The 25096-nt window shown below is 45.5% G+C and carries 25 protein-coding genes; 13 read left to right on the forward strand and 12 right to left on the reverse strand.

The window, feature by feature from the left end; all coding sequences use genetic code 11:
* Window positions 1-11: 11 nt before the first annotated feature.
* The 6 genes from GZ78_RS06125 (at window position 12) to GZ78_RS06150 (ending at window position 7124) form a co-directional block, all read left to right on the forward strand.
* The gene (locus GZ78_RS06125) at window positions 12-710 is read left to right on the forward strand and encodes a response regulator (protein WP_034833496.1); all 699 of its coding nucleotides are present in this window, start codon (window positions 12-14) and stop codon (window positions 708-710) included.
* 122 nt (window positions 711-832) lie between these two features.
* Window positions 833-2101, forward strand: a complete 1269-nt coding sequence (locus GZ78_RS06130) for an ATP-binding protein (RefSeq protein ID WP_161787318.1) — start codon at window positions 833-835, stop codon at window positions 2099-2101.
* Entirely contained in the window at window positions 2094-2765 is a 672-nt protein-coding gene (gene nfi, locus GZ78_RS06135; RefSeq protein ID WP_034833499.1) for a deoxyribonuclease V, read from the forward strand. The genes GZ78_RS06130 and nfi overlap by 8 nt, the downstream gene beginning before the upstream one ends.
* A 33-nt stretch (window positions 2766-2798) precedes the next feature.
* The gene (locus GZ78_RS06140) at window positions 2799-4433 is read left to right on the forward strand and encodes an IS1182 family transposase (protein ID WP_051785764.1); all 1635 of its coding nucleotides are present in this window, start codon (window positions 2799-2801) and stop codon (window positions 4431-4433) included.
* 64 nt (window positions 4434-4497) lie between these two features.
* Window positions 4498-5073 (forward strand): DUF1439 domain-containing protein, encoded by a 576-nt coding sequence (locus GZ78_RS06145; RefSeq protein ID WP_236631484.1) that lies wholly within the window; start codon window positions 4498-4500, stop codon window positions 5071-5073.
* 65 nt (window positions 5074-5138) lie between these two features.
* Window positions 5139-7124, forward strand: a complete 1986-nt coding sequence (locus GZ78_RS06150; protein ID WP_034833504.1) for a sensor histidine kinase — start codon at window positions 5139-5141, stop codon at window positions 7122-7124.
* 6 nt (window positions 7125-7130) lie between these two features.
* On the opposite strand, the gene GZ78_RS06155 is transcribed toward GZ78_RS06150, so the two are convergent.
* Window positions 7131-7532, reverse strand: coding sequence for a VanZ family protein (locus GZ78_RS06155; RefSeq protein WP_051785873.1), 402 nt, complete (start codon window positions 7530-7532; stop codon window positions 7131-7133).
* Window positions 7533-7566: 34 nt separating this feature from the next.
* Complete coding sequence (locus GZ78_RS06160; protein WP_201772685.1) at window positions 7567-8223, reverse strand: pseudouridine synthase; 657 nt, start codon at window positions 8221-8223, stop codon at window positions 7567-7569.
* Between the two features lie 333 nt (window positions 8224-8556).
* On the opposite strand from GZ78_RS06160, the gene GZ78_RS06165 reads away from it, so the two are divergent.
* Entirely contained in the window at window positions 8557-9999 is a 1443-nt protein-coding gene (locus GZ78_RS06165) for a DASS family sodium-coupled anion symporter (RefSeq protein WP_034833506.1), read from the forward strand.
* Window positions 10000-10390: 391 nt separating this feature from the next.
* Here GZ78_RS06165 and GZ78_RS06170 read toward each other — a convergent pair whose 3' ends face one another.
* Complete coding sequence (locus GZ78_RS06170) at window positions 10391-10591, reverse strand: DUF2788 domain-containing protein (RefSeq protein WP_034833507.1); 201 nt, start codon at window positions 10589-10591, stop codon at window positions 10391-10393.
* A 192-nt stretch (window positions 10592-10783) separates the two neighbouring features.
* On the opposite strand from GZ78_RS06170, the gene GZ78_RS06175 reads away from it, so the two are divergent.
* Entirely contained in the window at window positions 10784-11146 is a 363-nt protein-coding gene (locus GZ78_RS06175; RefSeq protein ID WP_034833509.1) for a hypothetical protein, read from the forward strand.
* 84 nt (window positions 11147-11230) lie between these two features.
* Complete coding sequence (locus GZ78_RS06180; RefSeq protein WP_034833511.1) at window positions 11231-12337, forward strand: hypothetical protein; 1107 nt, start codon at window positions 11231-11233, stop codon at window positions 12335-12337.
* A gap of 4 nt (window positions 12338-12341) precedes the next feature.
* On the opposite strand, the gene GZ78_RS06185 is transcribed toward GZ78_RS06180, so the two are convergent.
* Complete coding sequence (locus tag GZ78_RS06185) at window positions 12342-12947, reverse strand: DUF416 family protein (RefSeq protein WP_034833513.1); 606 nt, start codon at window positions 12945-12947, stop codon at window positions 12342-12344.
* A gap of 127 nt (window positions 12948-13074) precedes the next feature.
* On the reverse strand, window positions 13075-13566 hold the full coding sequence (locus GZ78_RS06190) for a hypothetical protein (protein WP_152558570.1): 492 nt from the start codon (window positions 13564-13566) through the stop codon (window positions 13075-13077).
* 264 nt (window positions 13567-13830) lie between these two features.
* On the opposite strand from GZ78_RS06190, the gene GZ78_RS06195 reads away from it, so the two are divergent.
* On the forward strand, window positions 13831-14274 hold the full coding sequence (locus GZ78_RS06195; RefSeq protein WP_034833517.1) for a hypothetical protein: 444 nt from the start codon (window positions 13831-13833) through the stop codon (window positions 14272-14274).
* Window positions 14275-14290: 16 nt separating this feature from the next.
* On the opposite strand, the gene efpL is transcribed toward GZ78_RS06195, so the two are convergent.
* From efpL to GZ78_RS28775, 3 genes are all read right to left on the reverse strand, one after another.
* The gene (gene efpL / locus GZ78_RS06200) at window positions 14291-14857 is read right to left on the reverse strand and encodes an elongation factor P-like protein EfpL (RefSeq protein WP_034833519.1); all 567 of its coding nucleotides are present in this window, start codon (window positions 14855-14857) and stop codon (window positions 14291-14293) included.
* Window positions 14858-15068: 211 nt separating this feature from the next.
* Window positions 15069-15491: a DUF3301 domain-containing protein gene (locus GZ78_RS06205; protein ID WP_051785876.1), complete on the reverse strand. Its 423-nt coding sequence runs from the start codon at window positions 15489-15491 to the stop codon at window positions 15069-15071.
* 95 nt (window positions 15492-15586) lie between these two features.
* Window positions 15587-15775, reverse strand: a complete 189-nt coding sequence (locus GZ78_RS28775) for a hypothetical protein (protein WP_152558571.1) — start codon at window positions 15773-15775, stop codon at window positions 15587-15589.
* A 352-nt stretch (window positions 15776-16127) separates the two neighbouring features.
* Here GZ78_RS28775 and ald point away from each other — a divergent pair, with 352 nt between their 5' ends.
* Together ald and GZ78_RS06215 are read left to right on the forward strand one after the other, a co-directional pair.
* Entirely contained in the window at window positions 16128-17249 is a 1122-nt protein-coding gene (gene ald / locus GZ78_RS06210) for an alanine dehydrogenase (protein WP_034833521.1), read from the forward strand.
* A gap of 102 nt (window positions 17250-17351) precedes the next feature.
* On the forward strand, window positions 17352-17870 hold the full coding sequence (locus GZ78_RS06215) for a GNAT family N-acetyltransferase (protein WP_051785877.1): 519 nt from the start codon (window positions 17352-17354) through the stop codon (window positions 17868-17870).
* On the opposite strand, the gene GZ78_RS06220 is transcribed toward GZ78_RS06215, so the two are convergent.
* Together GZ78_RS06220 and GZ78_RS06225 are read right to left on the reverse strand one after the other, a co-directional pair.
* A complete protein-coding gene (locus GZ78_RS06220; protein WP_034833523.1) occupies window positions 17844-18686 on the reverse strand; it encodes a DUF4922 domain-containing protein in 843 nt (280 codons plus the stop codon). The genes GZ78_RS06215 and GZ78_RS06220 overlap by 27 nt on opposite strands.
* A 60-nt stretch (window positions 18687-18746) precedes the next feature.
* Window positions 18747-20240, reverse strand: a complete 1494-nt coding sequence (locus GZ78_RS06225; protein ID WP_034833525.1) for a CoA-acylating methylmalonate-semialdehyde dehydrogenase — start codon at window positions 20238-20240, stop codon at window positions 18747-18749.
* A gap of 506 nt (window positions 20241-20746) precedes the next feature.
* Between GZ78_RS06225 and GZ78_RS06235 the strand changes: the two genes are divergently transcribed.
* Window positions 20747-21331, forward strand: coding sequence for a hemerythrin domain-containing protein (locus GZ78_RS06235; protein ID WP_034833528.1), 585 nt, complete (start codon window positions 20747-20749; stop codon window positions 21329-21331).
* A 48-nt stretch (window positions 21332-21379) separates the two neighbouring features.
* Here the strand turns inward: GZ78_RS06235 and GZ78_RS06240 are convergent, their stop codons facing one another.
* Together GZ78_RS06240 and GZ78_RS06245 are read right to left on the reverse strand one after the other, a co-directional pair.
* On the reverse strand, window positions 21380-23374 hold the full coding sequence (locus tag GZ78_RS06240) for an acetoacetate--CoA ligase (RefSeq protein ID WP_034833530.1): 1995 nt from the start codon (window positions 23372-23374) through the stop codon (window positions 21380-21382).
* A 99-nt stretch (window positions 23375-23473) separates the two neighbouring features.
* Entirely contained in the window at window positions 23474-25093 is a 1620-nt protein-coding gene (locus GZ78_RS06245; protein WP_034833532.1) for a response regulator receiver domain, read from the reverse strand.
* Between the last annotated feature and the right edge of the window lie 3 nt (window positions 25094-25096).

The raw sequence follows: 25096 nt of genomic DNA on the forward strand, positions 1-25096 counted from the left end.
CGGAGCTGCCAATGAGTAATGAAAATCTAGAGCTTCTGTTAATAGACGATGATATTGAGCTCTGTGAATTATTGATCGAGTACCTTGCTACAGAAGGCTACTCTGTAAAGGCTGTTCATGATGGTGAGTCAGGTGTGCATGCGGCCCTGTCAGGAGAGTATCAGCTGGTTCTGCTGGATGTTACCTTGCCGAAACTGAATGGGTTTGATGTTCTGAAAAAAATCCGTCAAACGTCGGATATCCCGGTATTGATGCTGACTGCTCGTGGTGACGATGTTGATCGTATCATCGGATTGGAAATCGGAGCGGATGATTATCTGCCCAAGCCCTACAACCATCGTGAGCTGGTGGCCAGAATCAAGGCGATCCTGAGGCGAGGTCGAACACCTGGTGCCGAAGCCAGTAATAAAGTCCTGTCTATTGATGATATCACTTTGAATCTGGCAAACCGTGAAGCCAAGATAGGTGATGTTCTGCTTGAGCTGACAGCCACTGAATTTATGGTGCTTAAAGCTTTGATTGAAAAAGCCGGTGAGCTGATTTCCAGAGATGAACTGACTCAGATAGCATTGAATCGTCGTCTGACACTGTATGATCGTGCGATCGACATGCACGTGAGTAATGTACGCAAGAAAATTGGCATACGACCAGATGGCTCACCCAGAATCAAAACTGTGCGTGGTGCTGGCTATTTCTATATACGACCATGATGAATCAAGTCCGGAGAATGCTGGCATGGCCATTCCAGAGTTTGTTCTGGAAACTGTTTCTATGGTTTTGGCTGACTATGGTATCGATGATGGCCGCCATGGTTGTAACGGTGGCCATAACAGTGGATCCCTCCGATTTTTTGTCTGAGCGAAGAGAGCTGTTTCGAGAACTGGAGATTGTTTCCAGAAAAGTTGAGCGCATGGCCTCTGGCTGGGCATCTCATACACCTTTCCCACAGTTTACTGGTAGCTATTTCTATCTCTTTGACCCTGCTGGTGAAGTGGTGGGCAGGCGAGCTGTACCGGATGAGCTGATGTCAGCTTATGATCGAACCCATGATCGGAGTGAGCCCACGATTACATTCAGAAGTGGTGTAGTGGTGGTTGGTCCCAGAAAAGTCTGGATCGGACGAGTTCCATATGACCTATTTCTGACTAAAGAAATGCCCAGGCTGGTTCATTGGCGAGTGACCAAAGTACTTTCTCAACAGTGGCATCTGGTTATTATTGCACTGGCGGTCAGTTTCCTGCTTTGCATTTTGTTGGCTCGTTACCTGGTCGTACCGATCAGGAGATTGCAGGGAACCTCTAGAAAACTGGCGAAAGGCGAGCTTTCTACCCGAGTGGATGCTTCTGTCCGGCAGAGAGGTGATGAGCTGGGAGATTTCGCCCGTGACTTCGATCATATGGCGGAGCAGCTTGAAACTCTGGTCAACAATAAGGAAATTTTGCTGAGGAATGTTTCTCATGAGCTGCGTTCTCCTCTGACACGACTGCAGATTTCTTTGGCACTTGCTCGCAGAAAAAGCCCTGAGGCAGATGCTGAACATGCGCGTATAGAAAGAGAAATTGAACGCCTTGATGAACTGATCGGTGAAATTATTCGCTTTTCCCGAATACAGCATGGTTTGAGTGAAGTTGCTTGCGAGCAGGTCAACCTGGAGCAGTTGCTGAAACAGCTGGTCGAGGATGGTGATTTTGAAGCTCAGGCCCAGAACAAAGGGGTTGATCTGATTAAAAGCCAGCCGCTTGAGATTTGTGGTGTGCGTGACTGGCTGAGCAGTGCCGCTGAAAATATCATTCGTAATGCTATCCGGTTTACCCCGGAAGGTAGCAATGTTGAGGTGTCACTGGAGCAGTATCGGCGGAATGTGATCATCAAGGTGCGTGATAAAGGTCCCGGTGTTCCTGAAGAGGTACTGGAATCCATGTTCGAACCTTTTTTCAGAGTGGATGAAACACGAGGGAAAGAGAACGATGGATTTGGGTTGGGTACTGCTATAGCAATGGGGGCTATTGCTAATCATGATGGTCTTATATCGGCCAGGAATGCCCATCCAGGTCTTGAAGTGACTATAAAAATACCACTGGATAACAAGCTTAATGTATAACTGGGACCTCACTCCGGTTGAGGCCAGAAAGTCTCAGTTGGAGTTGTCCAGACAGGTTATCCAGAAAGATAATCTGTCTGAAGTCAGATGGGTTGCTGGTGTTGATGTGGGCTTTGAGCAACAAGGTTCGGTGACTCGTGCAGCCGTAGCATTGCTAGACTTCCCCAGTCTGGCGCTGAAAGGTTTCGTAATACATCGTGAACCTACCCGAATGCCTTATATTCCGGGTCTCCTCTCTTTTCGTGAATGTCCAGCTATTATTGAGGCTCTGGGACAGTTGAATACTGCGCCAGATCTGATCCTTTGTGATGGCCAGGGCATAGCTCACCCTCGCAGACTCGGTGTGGCTTGTCATCTGGGAGTATTGACAGGTTTGCCTGCCATTGGCGTTGCCAAAAGTCGGTTGTGTGGTCAGCATGATGCCCTTGCAGAAGCAAAGGGCAGTCAGGTTGATTTGGTTGATAAAGGTGAAGTGATTGGTCGGGTCATCCGTAGCAGAAAAGGTGTGCGTCCACTTTATGTTAGTATCGGGCACAAAGTTTCACTGACAACGGCTGTTGATTATGTTCTCGCTTGCCTTACCCAATACCGATTACCGGAAACAACTCGCTGGGCTGATGCCCTGGCTTTAGAGGGTGTCGCAAAACCTACTACAAGCCGGTAATCTGTATATTCAAGTAGCTTTACCGGCTTCAGCATGACGACAAGAACTCAAATAAAAATTAATACTGCTCCACAGCTCGATATTTTTTCAGGTACAGCCAGTAGTTCTGATCACAAAAAACAGGATGAATCCAAAAGATCAGCCAACAAAACAGGCAAACGACGTTTTGTTGCTCCTGACCCCAACGCAATCACTCTTGGCAACACTAACCTGAAAGAGCACCTTGAACTAACCGGTCAAAAAACACCTTTTACCGTTGCATCCCTTCTTGATGAACAGGACTGGTCTGATTTTGAGCAAAGGTATGCATTAGAAGGACGTCCTCCTTATTCACCCCGTAATATGATGGGTTTGATTCTCTATGGCATTATGCAAGGCATTACCTCGTTGAGAACTCTGGAACGATTAGCCCGTGTCGATCTTGGCTGTATGTGGGTTACCGGAGGGATTTTTCCAGACCATGCCATTATTGGTCGCTTCATCAATATGCACAGCGAGTCCATGACCGGTGCTTTCTTTGAAAGCCTGACACGAGCCGTTCTCAAAAAAACAGACTCCGATGGAAGTTGTCTGGCTGGTGATGGGACCGTTATAGAAGCCGCTTGCTCAAATTACAACCTGATGAAGCAGGAAGCTGCGCAACAGGTGCATGAAGCAGCACAAACGCAAGCTGACAACCATCCAGATTGCCCTGAAAGCCAAAAGAATCTGGAGATGGCCAGCAGTGCTCTCGAAGCAGTCGTTGAACGCAACGCGAAGCGAAAGAAGAACGGTAAGTCAGAAAGTGCTGTCGTAAGCCCTACAGAGCCTGAAGCTGTTGTCCAAAAGATGAAACGGGGGCGAGGGTACACAACGAGTTACAAGCCATCCGTATTAGCTAATAACAAGCGGGTGGTACTGGCTCAGGCTGTAGACCCTACCAATGAAACTACTGTCGTAAATCCAATGCTTGATCAGTCAATGCAGATCACGGGTAAACCAGTCGATGAAATGCTATTGGATGCTGGTTATTTTAATGATGAAGTCATTGCAACCAGTCTGGAGCACGATATCAGCCTGCTATGCCCTGAGGGTAAAGAACCAGGCAAACCCAAAGAATCCAAAAAGTTCCAGAAGGGACATTTTTATTACGATGAAACCAATGACGTTTATCGTTGCCCTGCAGGAAAAGAGTTGACTCCCATTGGTAAGATAAAAGGGAGCGCTCGCACAAAGGAGCAGAAGATATATGGCAATGGGCCTTGCGAAGGCTGCCTTCTCAAAGATAAATGCACGAGCAATAAGAAGGGGCGGCGCATAAAGCGCTATGCAATGGATGATGCTAAAGATGCACTGAGGCAGGTTATGCAGCATCCGAAAGCCAAAAAGTCTTTCAGCAAAAGGAAGGCGATGGTTGAACCTGTGTTTGCCTATTTACGGGATGTACAGGGATTAAACCGCTTCCGTCGCAAGGGGCTGGAAAAGGTTAAACTGGAATTTGGTTTGCACTTGCTGGCTTACAACCTGAGTAGGGCTGTAAAGGCCAATATTTACGCTATTTTATGGTACAACTGGCTTCTCTGGGCGTTGTTTGAGAAGTGTCACCCATTTATAGAAAAAATGGACAGCTGGGAAAGAGTCCCAATGAAGTGTCATTCTACACCGAGCAAAGCGCCTCACTGGGTTTGAATTTTGGCTTTTAAGACACCCTCTTCAAACCGGGGAAAAGCACTTGAGAAAGCCAGAAAGCAGATTGAGAAAATCCCTTTATAACTTTGTTGTCATGTCTTTGCTGTTATTTCTTGCAGGTTGTAGCCAAAATAAATATCACACCTTTGATCAACAACAGTTAAATGAACTGATTAGTCAAAACTACCTCTCTCCCCAGATTCGTGTCATGGAATTAATGCCGCTGGTTAATGTTCAGGTTTATCTGGATACACCTGTTCTGCGTATTAATGGTGATGGTGAGCCTCTGTCTTTTTCTTTTGATGGAACAGTGGATGCAGACTTACTGGGTAATACCGTTTCTGAACCCATTCCTATACAGGTGACCGGTGAAGCCCTGCTCAGGTATGACGGCAATGACCATACTTTCTATCTGACTGATCTGAAACTGAAAGAAGCACGTGTTGATCTTGAGTTGGCCATGATTCAGGCGTTGGTGATTGAGCAATTCCAAAAAGTTTTGTCAGAAGAGTTGCTGACGTTGCCGATAATACCCTTGAAAGAGGGAACTGATCTTTATCAGGCTTTAGCGCAGGGCGAATACTCAACCGGGGTTGAGAAAGGAAAATGGGTTGTTTCACCTGCTGATTCTGAAAAATAGTACTGTCCTGAATAGCCGGTGGTTCCGGTCAGGCAGGTAGATAACACCGGGAAACAAATAAGTTCATGCATGGATCGCATTTTTTTCAGTCTGGAAAGTGGCTGGTAGGATTCTTTCTTCTGGCACTTGGACTCTCTCCTCAGGTCATGGCTCATCCATCACTTGAGCCTACCGTCATAACTGAAAACACCGAGAAGTTAAATCTGGTCATGATTGCTGAGTATCTGGAAGATACTCAGGGTGTTTTAAGGGTTGAGGAGCTTGAAAAGCCAGAATATTCACGGCAGTTCAAGCCTGTTGATCATGGAGCTTTGGACTCAGGGATCTCTCAGGCCGTTATCTGGCTTCGTTTTGATTTGAAATACATTTCTTATGTCGGAGAGGAATCTGGAGAGTGGTTGATTGAAGTAGCTTATCCTGCGCTTGATCTGGTGACACTTTATCTTATGGGCTTTGAAGGGGTTTTTCAGGAATACAACAGCGGAGATAAGTATCCTTTCGATATTCGTACCGTGGCTCACCCCAGCTTCATTTTTCCTATTGAAATCTATAACGGCGATACCACTCACTTCTACTTAAGGGTGGAAACAACGGGATCTATGCAGATTCCTGTAAAACTCTGGTCGCCACTGGCCTATCTGGAGCAGTCAAACCGAGCGGATACGCTTTACGGTGCTATCTACGGTATTTTATTGGTGATGTTATTTTATAACCTGATGCTGTTTATTCGTATCAGGGAGCAAAGTTATTTCTATTATGTCATCTATATAGCAGGTTTTTTACTTTACTTATTATCAATCAATGGCACGGGAATGGCGCATTTCTGGCCGGACTATCCCATGATTAATAGCGGTGCGCCTTTCTTTATGAGTATTGCTGGTGTGAGTGGTGTGCTCTTCGCTCAGTCGTTTTTGAAACTGGCAGAAAAGTCAGCTGTTATGAATCGTTTTTATACAGCTATGCTGATGGCCGGTTTACTGATCGTTCCATTTACTCTGATTACCCATAACGGCCTGGCTTCCAGACTGGTTATGATTCAGGTCTTACCTACATTACCGGTGATGATGCTGACTGGCTTGTACTTCTGGCTTTTCAAAGGTGACCGGTCTGCTCGTTTCTTCTTTTTTGCATTTGCTACGTTTTTGACCGGGGCGGGTATCTATAGTTTGATGCTTTTGGGATTACTTCCCAGTAATGCTTTGACAAGAAATATTATTCCCATTGGTCTGTCCATTGAAGTAACTCTTCTTTCTTTGGCATTGGCGAGCCGGATTCGGGGGGTTAGAGAAGACAGAGTGTTGGTGGAGCAAAGAGCAAGGCAGGAGCAGGATAAGACCAATCAAAGATTACTGGAGGCAGGACGCTTGAAAGATGAATTTCTCAGTGCGGTATCCAGGGAGCTGAAAACGCCTTTAAATACATTAAAAAAGACGCTTGATCAGATGGAATCAGACAGTCAGAAAGAAATGATTCAGTCTGCAAGGCATTCTGTAAGAGATATGAGTGGGATTATCAGTAACTTGCTGTCGCTGAGTGAAATTCAATCGGGCTCTGTGTCAGTGAAAAACTCGCCTTTTAATATTCGAAGGCAACTCAAGATTATGGAAGATCAGTTCAGTTCACTCTGTGTAAAAAAAGGGTTGAGCTTTGATACGTCGGTTAAGGAAATGCCGGAAACGCTTTATGGAGATTCCCAGAAGTTATTTAAAGCTTTATCTCTGGTGCTTGAAAATGCCATCAAGTTTACGGATGAGGGGGGGGTTTCCCTGAGTGCGAGCACTCGACCGCATGAGCAGCCAGGCAAAATAAGGTTGCAGATCATTGTTGATGATACCGGTGTTGGTATTGATCCTTCCTCAAGCAGAGATATATTTCAGGCGTTCCAGAAGCTGGAGAATACCGGAGACAGTCAATCGGCAGGGCCTGGCTTAGGGCTGACCATCTGCCGACAGCTTATGCATATGATAGGAGGAACGGTTTCTTACAATAGCCGTTCTGAAGGTGGAAGCCGGTTTGAACTGAGTGTCACCTGCCTTGTTGAATTACATTGAGGCTTTTCAGGTGTTCAGCTCCTGCGACAAAGACCAGCGCCAACTGAGCGGTGGCAGGCGCTTCCAAACAGGAATAGTGAAGATATACAGAGCTATTCCTGCCAGATCTGCAAAAAGGTCTGCCAAAGAGAAAAAGCGATAGTCAGTTTGTAACTGCAGCCATTCAATCAAGAGGCCATAGAGCATCAGGCAGCCTACCTTCCAGACATTAAAAGATTTTTCAGGGGTACTGGCGTCGATCAGGAAAGCCAGTACCAGAAAGGCAGTAATATGTTGAAGCTTATCGCTGACTTCTGGAAGAGGGGCTTTATCCAGAGGCAGTAAGGCTAAAACCACGATAGAAATCATGGCCGTAATAAGGCCAAGCCGGGCAAGGGTTGTGTAATGTGTCCTGATAAATACTATCAAGTGATCCTTCCTGTTGATGACCTAGGATTTGTTTTTAACGTCTGTCAGGCTTTTTAGCAGGGTGCTTGAAAGTCCCCTTTCGAGCCTGTTTACGGACGTTGGTTTGTTTTTTGGCCATGCTACTGTTTGATAATTGTATCTTTAAAGTGTCTGGTACATCTATTTCTCGCCAATGTCCGGATTCAAGCCCATCCAACGTCCATTCACCTATGCGATAACGAATCAGCCTCAGCGTGGGGTAGCCAACAGCAGCAGTCATTCGACGAACTTGCCGGTTACGGCCTTCACGGATAGTGAGCTCGAGCCAGCAGTCAGGGATGGACTTTCGCTCCCTGATGGGTGGGGTTCTGGGCCATATTGCCGGGGCCTCTATGATTCTTGCTCTTGCCGGTAATGTTACTCCGTCCTTGAGCTCTATTCCTTGCCTCAGTTTATTCAGTGCCTGTTCATCGGGTATGCCTTCTACCTGAACCCAATAGGTTTTTTCCATCTTGTGAAGAGGAGAGCTGACCTTGTGCTGAATTTGCCCGTTGTTTGTTAACAGCAGTAGACCCTCGCTGTCTCTGTCCAGACGTCCTGCAGGGTAAACAGCAGGTATAGGAATGTATTCCTTGAGCGTTTGACGCCCTTGTGAGTCAGTGAATTGAGTCAGGACGTCGTAGGGCTTGTTAAACAGAATCAGCCTTGGAATAGAAGAGGGTTCTGTTTTATACCTTTTGGGGCGAGGTTTTGGGTCGGGTCGAACTGACATTTGGCGCAGTCTCATTTACGTTGGCAGGCATTATAAATTTATTGAAACAGAACAAAAGCCCTGAACTAAACTCTAAATGTTTAATCTCATGTAAGAGCCACTTTGACATTGTTAAAAGTGAGAGATCTGTGTGCTTGAGTCTGGACTCTGATCGCTAAGTCAGAGTTCACAGGCATAGGGATGCAACTCAAAGAGCCTGTCAGATAATGATGTGGAACGTTTGTTTTGGTTAAAGGATGACCTAAAAAACTTTAAAAATTATAGAGGTATGCTTTGTCTGCTACATCTTCTTCATTACAGCAATTCAGTCTGTTTCAGCCTGTCAGGCTAATGCGCTTTATAGCTCCTTTCCTGCTGGGTATTGTTCTCTGGCACTGCCAGGTGCCTGAAGGTATGGATGTAAAAGGCTGGCAGGTCATGATCATTTTCTTCAGTACGCTATTAGGCGTAATGGTCATGCCTCTACCCATGTCTGCAGTGACTTTTATGGGGGTTGCTGCCTTGGGAGTGACGCAGACATTGACACTCAAGCAGGCTCTGGCTGGTTATTCAGAGCCTATTACCTGGCTAATCATGCTGGCTTTCTTTATCTCCCATGGTTTTATAAAAACAGGCTTGGGTTTGCGAATGGCCTACTGCTTTATGCGTCTTCTGGGCAAAAAAACGGTGACCCTGGGTTATGGTCTTACTTTGACGGATGTAATGCTGGCACCGGCTATGCCTAGCATCACGGCAAGAGCAGGGGCCGTAGTTTCTCCCATTATGAAATCGATTGCAGAAGTTTATGAAAGCTATCCGGGCGAGACTGCAAAGCGAATGGGAACCTTTCTGACTTTGGTGGTTTTCCATGCGAATGCTATTTCCAGTGGTATGTTTCTCACTGCGATGGCAGGCAACCCTCTGGTGGTTAAGCTAGCCGCAGATCAGGATATCGACATTACCTGGGGAGGCTGGGCTCTTGGGGCATTAGTGCCCAGTTTGCTCTGCTTGCTGGTTATGCCTTTATTACTTTCTCGTATTGCTCCACCCACTATTCGTGAAACGCCTAAAGCGGTTTCACTTGCCGATGAGAAGCTCAAAGCGCTGGGGGATTTGAAGCGCGATGAGTGGATTATGGGTGCCACTTTTGTGGGGTTGCTGACCCTTTGGGTAGGCGGCCGATATTTGGGACTGGCACCTACATTGGTTGCTATGGTGGGGGTTTGCATCCTCTTGCTCTGTGGTGTGCTGAACTGGGATGAGATCAAAGGTAATAAAGGTGCCTGGGATACCATGATCTGGTTTGGAGCCTTTGTCACCATGGCTCATTATCTCAGTGCCTATGGTGTTGTGTCCTATATGAGTCAGTACATTGGGCTCTGGTTTGACGGCATGCCTGCGGCAGTCAGTGTTGTGGCTATCTGTATCATTTATTATTTCGCACATTATTTCTTTGCTGCTACAACGGCTCAAATCAGTGCAATGTATGCCAGCTTTCTGGTGATATTACTGGCTACAGGCATACCGCCCCTGGGTGCAGCCTTGCTGTTGGCTTATCTCAGTAATATCTGTGCCGTAGTGACTCATTATGGCAATGGTCCAGCCCCCATTTTATTCGGTTCAGGTTACGTACCGCTGAAAATTTGGTGGAAAGCCGGCTTCATCATGAGCATTGTCTATCTGACCATCTGGCTGACCATAGGGACTTCTTGGTTGTCCTGGCTTGGCTACCTCTAATTAATGTGAATGTGTTTCATAACACAATAAATATGAGGGATCCTGGCCACTGTATGTAGGTTCAAGGTGGTTGAATCAGTGAGAATGAGTAGCGCTGCGTCAGGATTGCGCCGTTTCAAGTGATAAGTGCGTGTTAAGTGGTGAGTGAGTCTGACCTTTTCTGGACCACTGAGGTGTTTTTACGGATTCTGATTTAAAGGGATAGAGGCAAAATAAGCGGCAGATAAGCTGCTCCGTAACTTATCTCTTGTCATGGAGTGTTGACTTGCTCCGGCAGATTGCCTGTCAATCTGTTCATTTGTCATGTTCGTTCTTTTTAAATCCGGGTTTTTGACCCGGATTTTTTTTGCCTGCGTGATGGGATATTCCAACTAGGTACTCAGTGCAGTATTTAACCGCCAATAGTCTTCATTAAGACACCTTTCAGGACAAATCCCAGTACCCCGAAGCATAAAGCTCCAAAAAGAACCATTGTTCCAAACTTTCCCGCTTTCGACTTTTTAGCCAGATCATAGACAATGAAACCCATAAACAGCACCAGAGCTGTTAACAGGACTTTCATCATCAGGCTTTCAAAATTGTCGATATCCATAACCTGTACTCCAGCGAATAAGCCTGCACATTCTATCTCCGATGAATTCTATGTCTACACTGAAATAAGAAGAACCGGCAGTTGTAAACGGGAAGTAGCGTTGAGCTGGGGAGAATTCAAAGTGCCATAGTGAGAAATAGCCATTGATAAGGGAGTGCATGGCTGGTTTCTTCGCCAACAGGAGAGAAATTCATGGCCTCCCGTATCAGATTGATCGACGTCACCAAGATGAAGAAGTCGTCCTGGCTTGTTCAGCAAGAATCCGAAGTTATAGTAAAATCCGCCAAAGAAGGTATTAACAGGCAGAAAGGTTTTATGGACTCCGTGGGCATGGATAAAAAGAAGCTGCGCGAGTTTATTAACGGTGATGCCTGGCCTGCAAACTTTAAACACAAAGCCCGGCAGGAATTGATTAAGTTCAATGATGAGCTTAAGAGTGACCTTTCTCATGAAGCCTCACTGAAACGCAAAGAGATACGACTGGCTAATCGACTACTGAAACCCAAGACAAGTTCAAGATCTTCCGGAAGGCGGCATCGGACCGGTTTTGTCTGATCGTTTGAAAATAGTGGTGGGTCAATAAAAAAGAAGCTCGTGCTTTTTACTGAACATTAATATGGATGATAGGGGTGGATTTTAATGGCTACCGTTAATGGAGTTAACAATAATAACAACATTAATATTGTTGATTCTTCCCAGCTCAGTCAGCAGGATTTTATTTCGGCCGTTTATCTGGAACGGGGAAATATGCTGGATTCGGAAGTCCGCAGGATTGTTGGAGAGATAGAAACCTCTAACCAATTACTGGTTAATGTTAATAATCTAATCAATAAATCCAACATTGCCCAATATGGTACCAGTCAGTACACAGAGACCTCCTGGACTACTAATGGCAATAACATTGTATTGGATAATGGTTATGGAATTGCCCTTCAGCCCGATGCAGAAGGCAATACCACCTTTACCCTGGTAGATGCTGAAGGCAACCAGCTCAACTATCAGAATCAGACTTTGGTGCCTGTTGCTCAGGGCTCTATATCAGACGCAAATCAGGTTGGGATACCTGTGATGAATGATATGACGATGGTGTTAGACGATGGGACAGAGATAACCTTCCAGACTTCTGCATCAGGCACGCCTTTCGATCCTTCCAATTTGTCGGGTGGGTTGGCAGACATTACCGGGATTTCCATTACCAGGGGGAATCAGGGCTTGTCTGTAACCAATTTGAATACTGCTAACCCTGTTATCGGAACACCCAACCTTGATGGCACTACACTCGATGCAGCCAGTAACGATGGTTACGTATTGTTGGAAGCGGGTGGGCTTCATTCATGGGAATACGATGGTGTTAATACGAATCAGATTAGCCGTCAGGATCCTCATGACCCCAACGCAACCCTCAGTGGATATGCTGCTCGAAAAGTAGCTTTCCAAAACAGCTTCACCAATGAGGTGACCGGAGGCATGCCGGCGTTGACACAGGAAGAGCGTGATATTCTCAGTAATGTGTTAAAAATCAATTTCTCTGATGCCAGTGGAACCGGCAATTTGACACCAGAGGAATGGGCTTCTCTGAAGACATCTCTCAATGCAGCAAAAGAGAACCTGACAGGGAGCAATCAGTTGCAAACGGTTCAGCTGCAGAGGGCGATGGCAACCTATAATCAGAACTTTGATGCGATGTCTAACTCACAGAACAAAATTTATTCACTCCTCAGGGATATTATCAATAATGTGAAATGATGGTTCAATCCAGGCCGATGCCAATGTGACTAATACCTTCATTTTTTGCCAAAGTTCTGATCTGTTTCATCGTGTCAGGGCTTTGTTTACACCTGCTGATTTGATCAAGTACTTCCTGAATAAAGGCTATTTGCTGTTGATAAAGTTCATGCTGCTCAACATATTGTTGAAGCTCAGTACCTTTAAGTTCTTCCGCTTCTGTGTATTTGATAAATTTACCAATAGTGCTCAGTGAGAGCGTCAGGGCGCTGGCTGCTTCACCGGCATCGGGCTCCATGGCGCAGTTAACAGCACAGATCATACTGACGACAGCGTCATGAGCAGGAATCGCTCCAAACATATCCAATTCGTCCAGATCGGGAACGTTGGGTTCCAGCTTCTCAAGAAGGCGCTCGAAATTTTTGGCTGACTGATGGCCGGCGACATTATCCCAGAGCATATTCATGCAGTGTCGAGCGTCTTCAGGCTGGCCAAACTCAGCCAGTTCTGCAAACAGAGCAAAGTTGGGCCAGCTTCTCTCACAAACGGATGTAGTGACCGCAGTGAGCTTCCAGGCTGGAAGTTTGTCGAGTTGACGCAGGAATTGAGCGTATTGTTTGTGTGTATTCAAGGTGAAACCTCAGACCAGAATATCTGGAGAGAGATTCTAGCGGGATTATTCCGCGAAGGCACTGATGTAGAGGAAATCTTAAGGAGAGAGGGTGGTTGGCAGGGCTATAGACATCAAAGCCCTGTTATTAAAGTTGCCATTTGAAGTTGACAGTAAAGGAGTCCAATTTGTAATCGGAATTGAGTTCAATCTTTGAGTTATCAAACATACAGGTTTCAGCTTTGACTTTGCTGCTGAATCGAACCTTTCCACAATCGCCAAATTCGAACTGGGTTTTCTCTTTGATGAAATCCATGCCTTCTTTTAAAGGTCTGGCAACACCGATGTAGTCAAGTCCTAAAATGGCAGCACTGGTGGCGGCCTGTTCAGCTAACTTCTTGGGATCAGTGACTGCTTTATATATGAAAGAGCTGACTTTTTTCTGATTGACTTTGGATTTTTCTCGAATAGACAGTTCTGGCATTCTACTGACACTCTTTCCCCGGTTGATGGTTCGGGTAGAAAAAGGGTCAATAATTGAAACGTCATGAGAGTAGGCGGTACTGTAATGCGGAATCCCGGAGTGATAATTTCTATCCGAATCACATGATCCCGATACTGGGAATAGGGTAATTATCAAGCATGATCCCCATTTGCAACACGTATTACAGCTGTTTAAAGACTTGCTTCCATCCATGGTGCTAATCCTTAGCGCAGCGCTAACAACGCTTTCATTCAATTATACTGCCAGTCTATACACCATGCTGGCAAGAGAAAGACTCTTGTTAAGTAAGTTAAGCATGCTCAGGCTAATGTGCCTTGAATTTCTGGGCTAATATAGCGACATAATATATGTATCTTTTGTCATTATAATATTGTGAAATAATTGCTCAGGATGGTCAGGATGAACGGTATAAAAAAGGAAAATCGATTCATAATTCACTGGTTCTTTTCCCTTGTTTTATTCGGCTTTCTATTAGCTTTTTCCCTGAGTTTTGAAATTTATAAGAAATTTCCAGTATTTGGCTTTATCGGCTACGGATTAGTCATCTTGAACCTGTTATGGGCTCTTAGTCAGGCTATTAAGCCCTGGCATTTTATTGCTATTAGTCTGTTCCTGGTTCTATTTGGAACGCTGGGGTCGTTGGATATTGTTCTATCAAAAGATGAAATGCTAGAGACACTTCTGTTACTTAATCATGAATGGCTGTTGTTATCGGGTTTGAATGCTCAGACATTGGATGACTATGTCAATGTACTGGTATTACTCTTGAATGTTTTTACCAGTGCACTGGCAGGCAGTGCACTGTTTTATGGACTAAATCGCAGAAATTTTGAAAAACAGTAAGCAGGGTGATCCAGAGTTAGGCTCTGGACATAAACTTACCTGTCTCTGTATTGACCTTGATGATTTCTCCAGTACTCAGATATTCCGGAACCTGAACTTCCAGGCCGGTGCTCAGTTGAGCCGTTTTGGTTCGGGCTGCAGCAGAAGCACCTTTAATAGCCGGCGAAGTTTCAGTAATTTCAAGGGCGATGGATGAAGGCAGCTCGATGGCTAGCAATTGACCATCTACCAGCAGAGCAATCAGGCCTTCCATGCCATCGGACATGTAAGGAAGCTGTTCTTCAATGGTGCTTGAGTTCACCAGATACTGACTGTAGTCCTCGCTGTCCATAAAGGTGAATTCATCTCCTTCACGATACAGAAGTGAGACTGTGCGACGGAGTAAGTCAACATCAGAAAACGGGTCATCACCTGTACAGGTCATTTCCAGCTTCTGACCACCGGGAACAGAGCTGAATCGAAATTTGTAGAGGGTTGAGGCTCCACGAGCTGACGGGCTCTTCGCTTCCTGTTGTCGGACAATGTAGTACTGGTTTTCAATCTGAACAATTTGACCTTTCTTCAGATCTTTGGCGTAGGCCATTTATTTCAACCTCGGTTCAAAGGGACTGGGCAAATTCTATCACAGGACAGAAATTGCCATAAATTCGTGAATAGTTTGCATCTGATGGGACTGAAACAATTTATGGCCAGGAGGCTGACCGAGAATAATCAGCCGTCCTCGCTAAGAACGCTTGCTCAGTCAGACTTCTGGAATAAGAAACGAAGTAAAGTCTCATATGTCAAAGTGGCGGTTAGTGTCGCGTGCCCCGATAGTTTGCAAGGTCCACTACGTTGGAAGGATTGTTGTTTTTAGGCTGGGTGTCTTCTGAATACTCAGTAGACATAATAAGGTTGGAGGTTTGTTGTTCTTCTGGGCCAGTGTACTGCAGGTCCATCACCTGCAAATATTTGCCGAGTAAACGGATATGGCCTGGATAGCGCTGAATTCCGTTGGGAGTAAATTCAAAACTGAAATCTCTGGCAAGGCACATCTGGCCACCAGGACCCCGCTTGAAGCGAGTAGAGTAACGTACAACAGTCCCATCTAGAAGTTGCAGGTTCATATCTTTGCAGGCACGCCTGCCGTGCATGATCGCGACTTCTCTCGCTTTTGTGGTATCTGCCCAGTACCAGGCAACAGCTGCCCCGAGCAGCATCCAGATGATAATGTCCATGAGGGCATTCTATAGCCAAGCCTGTTACAAAAGCTATGATTCCATGGCTTTCTTTTTATAAGTCAGTGAGTATTTCCAGAATCATAGTCAGGCAATCAGTGTAAGTGCTTTGGATTACTGGCTTTACCAACAGGTTTTCCATCCTGGCTAATAATGTTCTCTCTGGCATCCAGTCTGTAAATTCTTCTGTAATACTCTGCCGACAGGGCTTTCTGATCAACAAACTGATTGATATCTACGCCAATTCGGTTCAGGTATTCAAGCATAAAAATTGTATCGGGCACATCAGCCTCCAGCTATTGGCTCCTTACAGTGAGTCTCCACCATCCCGGTAGTCCATTCCGGGCTGTCAGATTGAGTAGTAACTCCCGAAATTCGAGGGAAGAATAGCACTGACATATTTCGTTTTTTTGACTTGAGGCATGCTTTTTCGAGCTTTTTACAGAGCTTTACAGATTCCTGAATTGTTTCTATTTGTTAAAAGTTGACAAAATTCTGGGTTTTGGTGATTTTGTTTGTGGGTGTGAGCTTTTTAGAGAAACCTGCCAAAATCAAAATTAAATAAGGATATTCTCCTGCCACAAAGGCCATATACTGGAATATAACTGCTAGGCAAAGCTCAGACTGGAGGAATATATGCTGGTAGGTGTGCCAAAAGAAATTAAAAATCATGAGTATCGAGTCGGGCTAACGCCTGCTGCAGTTCAGGAACTCGTGGAGCAGGGACATGAAGTTATTGTTGAGATGAATGCCGGAGCAGGTATCGGTTTCACCAATGACTGTTATCAAAATGCTGGAGCTACAATTGTAGACAGTGCCGAGGCTGTATTTGAACAGGCTGAGATGATCGTCAAGGTTAAGGAGCCTCAGGCCGTTGAAAGAGCCAGACTGCGCCCTCATCATACTCTCTTTACCTACCTCCATCTCGCGCCCGATGTTCCCCAGACTCAAGATCTAATTGAGTCGGGAGCTACCTGCATTGCCTATGAAACTGTGACGGATGCAAATGGTCGTTTGCCATTATTGGCGCCTATGTCAGAAGTGGCCGGACGTATGTCTATTCAGGCTGGTGCTCACTGTCTGGAGAAATCCCAGTCTGGTCGTGGTGTATTAATGGGCGGTGTTCCTGGCGTTGATCCAGCTAAAGTCGTCATTATTGGTGGCGGTGTTGTTGGCCAGAATGCAGCAGCCATGGCTGTGGGTATGGGGGCCGATGTCGTTGTTCTGGATCGCTCTGTAGATACCCTGAGGATGCTTGATGCCAGATATGGTAACCGGATCAAAACAGTATTCTCTACCCACCATTCTATTGAAGAGCATGCCCTGACTGCAGACTTGCTGGTGGGTGGAGTTCTGCTACCTGGTGCAGCCGCTCCAAAGCTGGTGACCAAAGATCTGATCAGCAGAATGAAGCGTGGCTCTGTTATCGTTGATGTCGCAATTGACCAGGGCGGTTGTGTTGAAACATCCAGGCCTACCACTCATGACGATCCAACGTTTATCGTAGATGGTGTTGTGCATTATTGTGTGGCTAACATGCCTGGAGCTGTAGCGAGAACATCAACAGTTGCACTGACTAACGCAACGCTGCCTTATATTGTTGAAATCGCCAATAAAGGCACTCGAAAAGCTCTGCAGGATAATCCACATCTGCTGGAAGGCCTGAACGTTTGTAAGGGCGTAGTGACTTGCGAGAGCGTAGCGCAGGTGCAAAACCTGGCTTATAGACCTGCTACTGAGATGCTGTCTGAAATCTGATTAACAGGCTTCTAAATCTAAAAAACTCTGGTTTGCTCCTGGCAGCCAGAGTTTTTTCATTTTAACCCTTGAGAGATTGTTCAGTGAGCAGGATACTTTGAAGTGAAAAAGAGATTCATATACTCACTTAATGGCTTTGGGTTGGAGTTGGATTTGATACATTGGCAGTGGTCAAGGTTTGAAGAGCTTTCCGGGCAAGAAGTTTATAGTATTTTAAAAGCCCGTCAGGATGTTTTTATCGTTGAGCAGGATTGTCCATATCACGATGCGGATGATCTTGATCAGGTTTCTCTGCACTTGTCAGGCTGGGGCAAAGATCGAAGTGATCTTGCGGCTTATCTCCGAGTGATACCTCCTTCACCCACAAATGATGTGGTGGCTATTGGTCGTGTTATTACCACTTCTGCTTATCGAGGCAGCGGCCTTGGTAAAGAGCTGATGGAAGTAGCTGTAAAACAGGCTCTGGATATGTTTCCTGAAAATGATCTGTATCTTAGTGGTCAGGCTCACCTTCAGGCATTCTATAGCGCTTACGGCTTTGAACCAGAAGGTGAAATCTATGAAGAAGACGGTATTCCTCATATTGCCATGTTTTTAAGAAGGTCTGGTGAGGTAGCTTAATACCTTACTGGGTTGTTGGTGAAGTAACGTTTCAAACCTCTCTCTATTCTTCACCAACAATAAACCTGCAAAGCCCAAGGCATTGACTGAGATCGATTCGAACCGACCCTCTGTTCGTGGGATGATCATCATCCATTGGTCAGTCATAAGAAAATTATAAGGCTTTAGTCGGCCATCTGCCTTCCGTAGCTTCAGGTGGTCAATCATCTGTTGATAGATGTGAAGCCAATCTTCAGGCTGATGATTGATCTTCAGATTCAGACGAACAATTAAATGTTCATAAGGTAAGGTTTCCAGCCTGGCTGGATTATCTGGAATGTCAGTCAGAGCTGGGTCAATGGGTAGCCCATCTATCGGGAGTGATTGAAGGTGCCGGTGCGGTTGACTGGCGCCCGCATCCCTACCGGAATTGTAAAACACTAATTGAGGGAATTCGGGTAGTACCTGGGCGACGGCTTCAAACTCTTTCAACTCAAAAGCTTCTTCCTGATCCTCGTACTTTTGAGTAATGATCAAATAGTGATTGTCTACAACATTGAATTTGTTGAGTAGCAAGACATGGCCTGTGTTCAGGTCCGCTACATGCATAGCAGGGTCGAAGGGTAGAAACGGGTTGGCATGATCTGATGTGGAAGAGTTTCGGTTGGGCTTTTTTCTTAACTCGCTAAGAATACGCACTTCGTAGGCAAGCCCATCTTGAATGATTTTAACTTCGGTTTTGCTGGACTTCAGGTGTCCGCTGGATCGGGCTGAATCGGATACTTCAGATAATCGATTCCACAGTGTTCCAGGAATAAAAGTGTCGAGGGTATTCATTCTGTTTATCCGACTCTGGTGTTGCGACCGAAGAATACCCCCGTGACTATAAAATTAAAATCACTTCATAGTGGGAATGACAAACTCAGCCCCTGCTCTTATGCCGGTAGGCCATCTGGAAGTAATGGCTTTACGTCGTGTATAAAACTTGACGCCTTCCATACCGTGCATATGCAAAGGTCCAAACAATGAGCGTTTCCAGCCGCCAAAGCTATGGAATGACATTGGGACAGGGATGGGTACATTGATACCCACCATGCCGATCTGAATGTCATGGGCAAATTGTCGGGCACTGTCACCATCGCGGGTGAAAATTGAAGTGCCGTTACCGTATTCATGATCATTGATCATGCTGACCGCGGTCTCATAGTCAGGCACACGCACAACGGATAACACTGGGCCGAATATTTCCTCGCGATAAATCGACATGTCTGTGGTGACATTGTCAAAGAGGCAGCCACCGAGAAAATAACCTTCTTCATGGCCTTCAACAGAATAGTTTCTTCCATCGACAACCAGTTTGGCGCCCTGGCTTATTCCGGCATCAACATAACCTGATACCTTGCTGCGGTGTTCCTGGCTGATAAGAGGCCCCAGTTCAATGCCAGGCTCCAAACCATTGCCTACTTTCAAAGCTTCAACTCTGGGTGATAAGCGTTCGATCAGTGCATCAGCTACGTCACCCACGGCTACAGCAACAGAAATTGCCATACAGCGTTCACCGGCAGAACCATAAGCAGCACCTACCAGTGCATCAACGGCCTGATCGAGATCGGCGTCAGGCATGATAACCATATGGTTTTTGGCTCCACCCAGGGCCTGCACCCGCTTTCCGTGGTGGCAACCGTTCTGATAAATGTACTCTGCCACCGGGGTTGAACCCACAAAGCTCACGGCCTGAATGTCTGGAGAACTGAGAATGGTATCAACCGCTTCTTTGTCACCATTGACAACATTCAGTACTCCGTCTGGAAGACCGGCTTCTTTCATTAACTCAGCCAGACGGAAAGGAACAGAGGGTGCCTTTTCTGAAGGCTTCAGAATAAAAGTGTTACCGCAGGCAATCGCCAGAGGGAACATCCACATGGGCACCATGGCAGGGAAGTTAAAAGGAGTAATTCCAGCAACTACACCTAAAGGTTGACTGACAGACCAGGCATCAACATCCGTGCCCACGTTTTCGGTAAATTCACCTTTTAAAAGGTGTGGGATTCCACAGGCGAATTCAACGACTTCGAGCCCCCGGGTAATATCACCCTGGGCGTCATCCAGTACTTTTCCGTGTTCTCTGGTCAGCATCTCAGCCAGTTCATCACGGTGTCTTTCAACTAATTCCTTGAACTTGAAAAGGACTCTGGCGCGCTTCAGAGGTGTGATATTTCGCCACTTTTCAAAAGTCTGTTTGGCTGTGGCTATAGCAACCTCTACTTCCATAGCACTGGCCAATGAAACAGAAGCTTCCTGCTGTCCTGTAGCAGGGTTAAATACAGGCAGCTGGCGCTCGCTGGGAGCCGAGGGCAGGCCTGCGATAAAATGGTTTATTTGAGCACTCATGTCAGGGCTCCTTAAATACATTATTTTTATTGTCAGAGTGATACCAGGATCTTGTTGAGATTACGGGTATCGGCTCTCTGAGTGAAGAGATTTGTAATCTCATGATCAATGATCTGCTGACATGTTTCGTCAGCAGAAAAGTCGTCCAGTAAAAAAAGCCATGAGCGACTCAAGTCATTTTTCGACACATTACAGAGCGAAAGATAGCTCACGATAAGAGTATGACCGAGAATCTTGATATGAATCAATATATCTCACTCAAGGGTTTTTGGATTCAGGCGGTATGAAGGTAAGCTGACAAGAAAGAATGGTAATTAGAGGCTCGGAGAAGCCTTTTGGAAATATTCTGTAAATAGAATAGATTCAGTTGTTACAGTATGAGAGCGTTTTCATTCCTGTGACGCTAAAGAGCCTTGGGCCGAAGTGCCGGAGACATTTGAAGTTTTGTTAAGACTTCTTTCAGGGCCGGCATTTCATAATAAAAAGAACAATAGAGGAACAGTGCCATGTCGTTGTTGATCGATAGACTTGTGAAGGATCATGAGCAACTTTTGCGCTTGCTCGATTGTCTGGATCACGAAGTGTCTGGTTACAGAGATGACAGTCAGCATACGCCAAAAGTCTGGCTGATCCTTGATGCGCTGGACTACTTGCATAATTATCCAGACAGTTTTCACCATCCATTGGAATCTCGATTATTATCCCGATTACGCCCACGACTGACGGATGCTGACCAGCGAGCAGCTATAGAAGAAGTGGAAGCTGAGCATGAAGAAATACATCAACTGACCACCAGTCTGATTGATCGCTTCAGTGCACTGACCATGGATCAGATTATTCCTATCAATCAACTGCTGGCGGATTATCAAAAGTATGTTGAATTGCAAAGGGCTCATATTCAGAAGGAAAACAGGGTGTTGATTCCGGCTATGAAAACCATTTTAACGGAAGAAGACTTCAAACTGGTGAACGAGACTCTGAAGGATACACCAGACCCACTGTTTGGGTCCCATGTCTGGGAATCTTATGAAAACTTGTATCAGTTTGTAGTGGGAGCTCCAGTCGATCAGTTGGCTACCAACGCACACTAAAAAGCTGCCGCAAAAAAGGCGGCAGCACAGCACTCGAAAACCGTGCTGTTAATGTATGAGTTCAGGCCGTTTTCGAAAGTAATCCAGGGCTTCCGGATTTGCCAGAGCATCGGTGTTGGCAACCGGTTTGTCATGGACCACATCCCTGACGGCCAACTCCACAATCTTGCCACTGATGGTTCTCGGAATGTCCGGTGTCTGCAGAACAACAGCAGGGACATGCCGGGGCGTCGTATTGGCTCGAATGGTCTGTTTGATTTTGTTGATGAGTTCGTCGGCCAATGAGACACCTTCTCTTAACTTAACAAAAAGAATAACCCTGACATCGCCATCCCACTCCTGGCCAATGGCAATGCTTTCGAGTACCTCTTCGACCTTCTCAACCTGTCGGTAAATTTCTGCAGTACCGATTCTTACTCCACCCGGGTTCAGGACCGCATCAGCCCGACCATGGATGATAACGCCCTTATTTTCGGTAAGCTCGCCGAAATCACCATGAGCCCAGACGCCTGGGAACTGGCTGAAATAGGCTTTGTGATACTTTTTATCCTCAGGATCATTCCAGAATCCTATGGGCATGGAAGGGAAGCTGGTCTGACAGGTCAGCTCTCCTTTTTCTCCATGCAAGGGCTTGCCTTCAGGATTGACGAATTGAACATCCATGCCTAACCCTCGACATTGCAGCTCCCCTTTGTTGACAGGCAAAATAGGGCACCCCAAAGCAAAACAGGAAACAATGTCAGTGCCGCCGGAAATAGAAGACAAGCACAGATCTTTTTTGATATCCCTGTAAACGTAATCAAAGCTTTCGTGAAGCAGAGGGGAGCCGGTAGACAGAATGGCTTTCAGCTTTGGCAGAGCGTGAGACTCAGCCGGCTTTACCCCTGCTTTTTCCAAAGCAGCAATATATTTTGCACTGGTACCAAAAATACTGATGGCTTCTTCTTCCGCCATATCTATCAGGCTACGTGGTTCAGGGTAGAAAGGTGAACCATCATAAAGAACCACCGTGGCTCCCAGAGCTAAAGATGAAACCAGCCAGTTCCACATCATCCAACCACAGGTGGAAAAATAGAAGATAGTGTCTTCGGGTTTTAAGTCTGTGTGTAAGGACAGTTCCTTCAAGTGTTGCAAAAGTGTTCCACCATGACCATGTACAATACACTTTGGAACCCCGGTCGTGCCGGAAGAGTACATAATGAACAGGGGATGATTGAACGACACGGGAACAAACTCAGGTGTATTCTTAGTCGGAATAATAAAATGGTCGTATAAGCTGGATTTTGTCAAAGCACTGATATCTGCTTTGCCTTCAAGAAAAGGCACAATGACTGTTTGCTCAATAGAAGGGATTTGCTCCTGAATTGACTGAACCTTTTTAAGGCACTGAATTTTTTTGCCACCATAAAAGTAGCCGTCAATACTTAACAGCACTTTGGGGGCAATCTGCCCAAAGCGGTCCAGAACACCCTGGATACCAAAGTCAGGGGAGCAGGACGACCAGATGGCACCAAGTGCTGTAGTGGCCAACATCATGATCAGGGTTTCCGGGCAGTTAGGCATAAAAGCGGCAACTCTGTCACCTTTGACAACCCCAACCGCTTTGAGACCTGCTTGTACAGCAGCGACCGCTTTCAGCAGCTCACTGTAAGTCAAAGTTGTGCGGTGACCATCTTCTCTTCGAAATATCAGTGCTTTCTTTTTACTCTGAGCTGTTTTTTGGCTCAAGACTGTATCTGCACCATGCCGTAGCATATGTTCGGCATAGTTCAGGGTAGAGTCCGGGAACCACTGTGCTCCGGGCATTACATCATTACGGCAAGTGTCAGAAGGTTGATTGTGAAATTGGATATCGACAAACTTTGCGAGACTTTCCCAGAAAGCATTACGATCACTGACACTCCAGTCATAGAGGGAGTGATAGTCAGTCAATTTTTCTTTCGCTATGGGCATTTGAGCGGTGCTGTCATTGACTGACTGAATGAATGCATGAAGATTTGATGATTGAACCCGGCTCTCGTCAGGTGTCCAGAGCTGCGTCATATTCGATCCTGATTGTTTTTGTTCTATTTCAGGTTAATTGAGATTGTTTAAGTATCAAGCGCTGGCCCCTGAAATCAAGGACCAGTGTCGCTGTATCTATTATCTAAGAAGCTCGTAATCATCTACGCCTGGGGTATGCAAACGCTCAGCAATCTTGCTGGAAACCCTCTGGGCAAACGGTAGCTTCAAATTGGCGACCCATCGAAAAAATAAAGTTTTTCCCTCTTCAATTTCAGATTCAAAAAAGTAGTTTGCCCGACTGCTTTCTCCCGTCGGCTTGCTCTCTTTTCCTTCCACTGTTCCATGTGATGACCCCTTGAAGGGATACATCAATATATCCATTGGGTTCTTGCCTACCTTGCACCATACTTTTTCAGCCTGATCAGGTAAGCAAAAGTCAGGTATATTATTCATGTTGAACCCAACTTGACGAAGTGGAATAAATGGAAAGGCTCTTCCTTCCGTTGGTGAAATTCTTACTGAGTCACATAAAGGCTGTATGCATAGCAAGTAACGATTATCATTCGTAGCAATAATCGTTCCTAGAGATAATTTCGGAATCGATTGAAGAATTTTTGATGAGTTGGAGCACTGAATCTTTGTCAGCATACTCATTTCTGCATGATTCTCTACATCACATAACGTCTCTAAAACCGTTCTTCTTGCCTGTTTTACCTTGATTACAGGATCACTATTCTGATTGATCAGAACAGTTTTGTCAGAATGGTATTGACTTGTAGCCGCTTTAGACCAAAGTTTATGTTGTCTTTCTGATTCTGATGAGAACTTGTCATCTAGCCACTGACCAACTCTATTGGGCGATAATGCTTCAGAAACAGTAGGGTTTGAAAGTAGGACTGATATTTCATCAGAGATCAGATTTGTAATGTATGTTTCAGCGTCATTTGGGTCAGGAATAAGGCATTTGTGGGCTACAACTGATCCATCTAGGTCAGAGCCAAACTTTGCAAGCAAATGATGAGTCTTCTCCCTTAGTGTAGAGATCGCACTGACGGCTGTTATTGGCAAAATACCTTCAATGAGGTTGGTAAAATGGCCAATAACAATTTCAGGTAGCTGATCATAACTTGTCAGCTTGACTTCACTACAGGAAACTCCTTCAGGTTTTCCAATGAAAACTATTTTTGTAGATCCATGTTTTAACTCATATGATCCAGGAGTACGAGAGAAGTGTAAATCAGAAAGCTTCTGTGTCAAAGTTGATAAGACTCCTTCTTCCTTTTCGCCACTAAAAATGACAATAAGCCTTAGTCTGCCGCCACCTTCCTGGTCATTTCGTAAGATCTCAACGATTGCATCTCCTATGAGAGTGGTTTTGTATTCATCACTCAAGTTTTCAAGTTGCCAGTCAAGAAGCATGATGTCTGCGGCCATTGACATAGTCACAATCTGGCGTTTTGCATCAAGGGGTTCATCTGATGTTTTAATGACAGAACATTGGATACCCTTAGCAGCAAATGAACCTGTCAATTCTTGTGCATTCAAGCTGTGACTTTGTATATCAGTCAGCTCAGCGGTATCTTCAACTTCTGATATGTCGGAAAAACTGTCTTCTGAATCATCGAAACCACTTCCAGGCAAACTGGCTACCATATTTGGCCCTAGAAGAGAGTCTTCATAGGCCTGATCATCAAAGCAAACGACGGTTTTCAAAAACTGCTCAGTTCTTGATTTATAGAACTCTTTAAGTGCTTCCATAGC

The sequence above is a fragment of the Endozoicomonas numazuensis genome (genome assembly GCF_000722635.1).
Lineage (GTDB): Bacteria > Pseudomonadota > Gammaproteobacteria > Pseudomonadales > Endozoicomonadaceae > Endozoicomonas_A > Endozoicomonas_A numazuensis.

Bases quoted from the DNA above. Each gene is read 5' to 3' on its own strand.
- GZ78_RS06125 (WP_034833496.1), top strand. From the start codon at position 12: ATGAGTAATGAAAATCTAGAGCTTCTGTTAATAGACGATGATATTGAG.
- nfi (WP_034833499.1), top strand. From the start codon at position 2,094: ATGTATAACTGGGACCTCACTCCGGTTGAGGCCAGAAAGTCTCAGTTG.
- GZ78_RS06140 (WP_051785764.1), top strand. From the start codon at position 2,799: ATGACGACAAGAACTCAAATAAAAATTAATACTGCTCCACAGCTCGAT.
- GZ78_RS06150 (WP_034833504.1), top strand. From the start codon at position 5,139: ATGCATGGATCGCATTTTTTTCAGTCTGGAAAGTGGCTGGTAGGATTC.
- GZ78_RS06170 (WP_034833507.1), bottom strand. From the start codon at position 10,591: ATGGATATCGACAATTTTGAAAGCCTGATGATGAAAGTCCTGTTAACA.
- GZ78_RS06175 (WP_034833509.1), top strand. From the start codon at position 10,784: ATGGCCTCCCGTATCAGATTGATCGACGTCACCAAGATGAAGAAGTCG.
- GZ78_RS06180 (WP_034833511.1), top strand. From the start codon at position 11,231: ATGGCTACCGTTAATGGAGTTAACAATAATAACAACATTAATATTGTT.
- GZ78_RS06195 (WP_034833517.1), top strand. From the start codon at position 13,831: ATGAACGGTATAAAAAAGGAAAATCGATTCATAATTCACTGGTTCTTT.
- efpL (WP_034833519.1), bottom strand. From the start codon at position 14,857: ATGGCCTACGCCAAAGATCTGAAGAAAGGTCAAATTGTTCAGATTGAA.
- GZ78_RS06205 (WP_051785876.1), bottom strand. From the start codon at position 15,491: ATGGACATTATCATCTGGATGCTGCTCGGGGCAGCTGTTGCCTGGTAC.
- ald (WP_034833521.1), top strand. From the start codon at position 16,128: ATGCTGGTAGGTGTGCCAAAAGAAATTAAAAATCATGAGTATCGAGTC.
- GZ78_RS06220 (WP_034833523.1), bottom strand. From the start codon at position 18,686: ATGAATACCCTCGACACTTTTATTCCTGGAACACTGTGGAATCGATTA.
- GZ78_RS06225 (WP_034833525.1), bottom strand. From the start codon at position 20,240: ATGAGTGCTCAAATAAACCATTTTATCGCAGGCCTGCCCTCGGCTCCC.
- GZ78_RS06235 (WP_034833528.1), top strand. From the start codon at position 20,747: ATGTCGTTGTTGATCGATAGACTTGTGAAGGATCATGAGCAACTTTTG.
- GZ78_RS06240 (WP_034833530.1), bottom strand. From the start codon at position 23,374: ATGACGCAGCTCTGGACACCTGACGAGAGCCGGGTTCAATCATCAAAT.
- GZ78_RS06245 (WP_034833532.1), bottom strand. From the start codon at position 25,093: ATGGAAGCACTTAAAGAGTTCTATAAATCAAGAACTGAGCAGTTTTTG.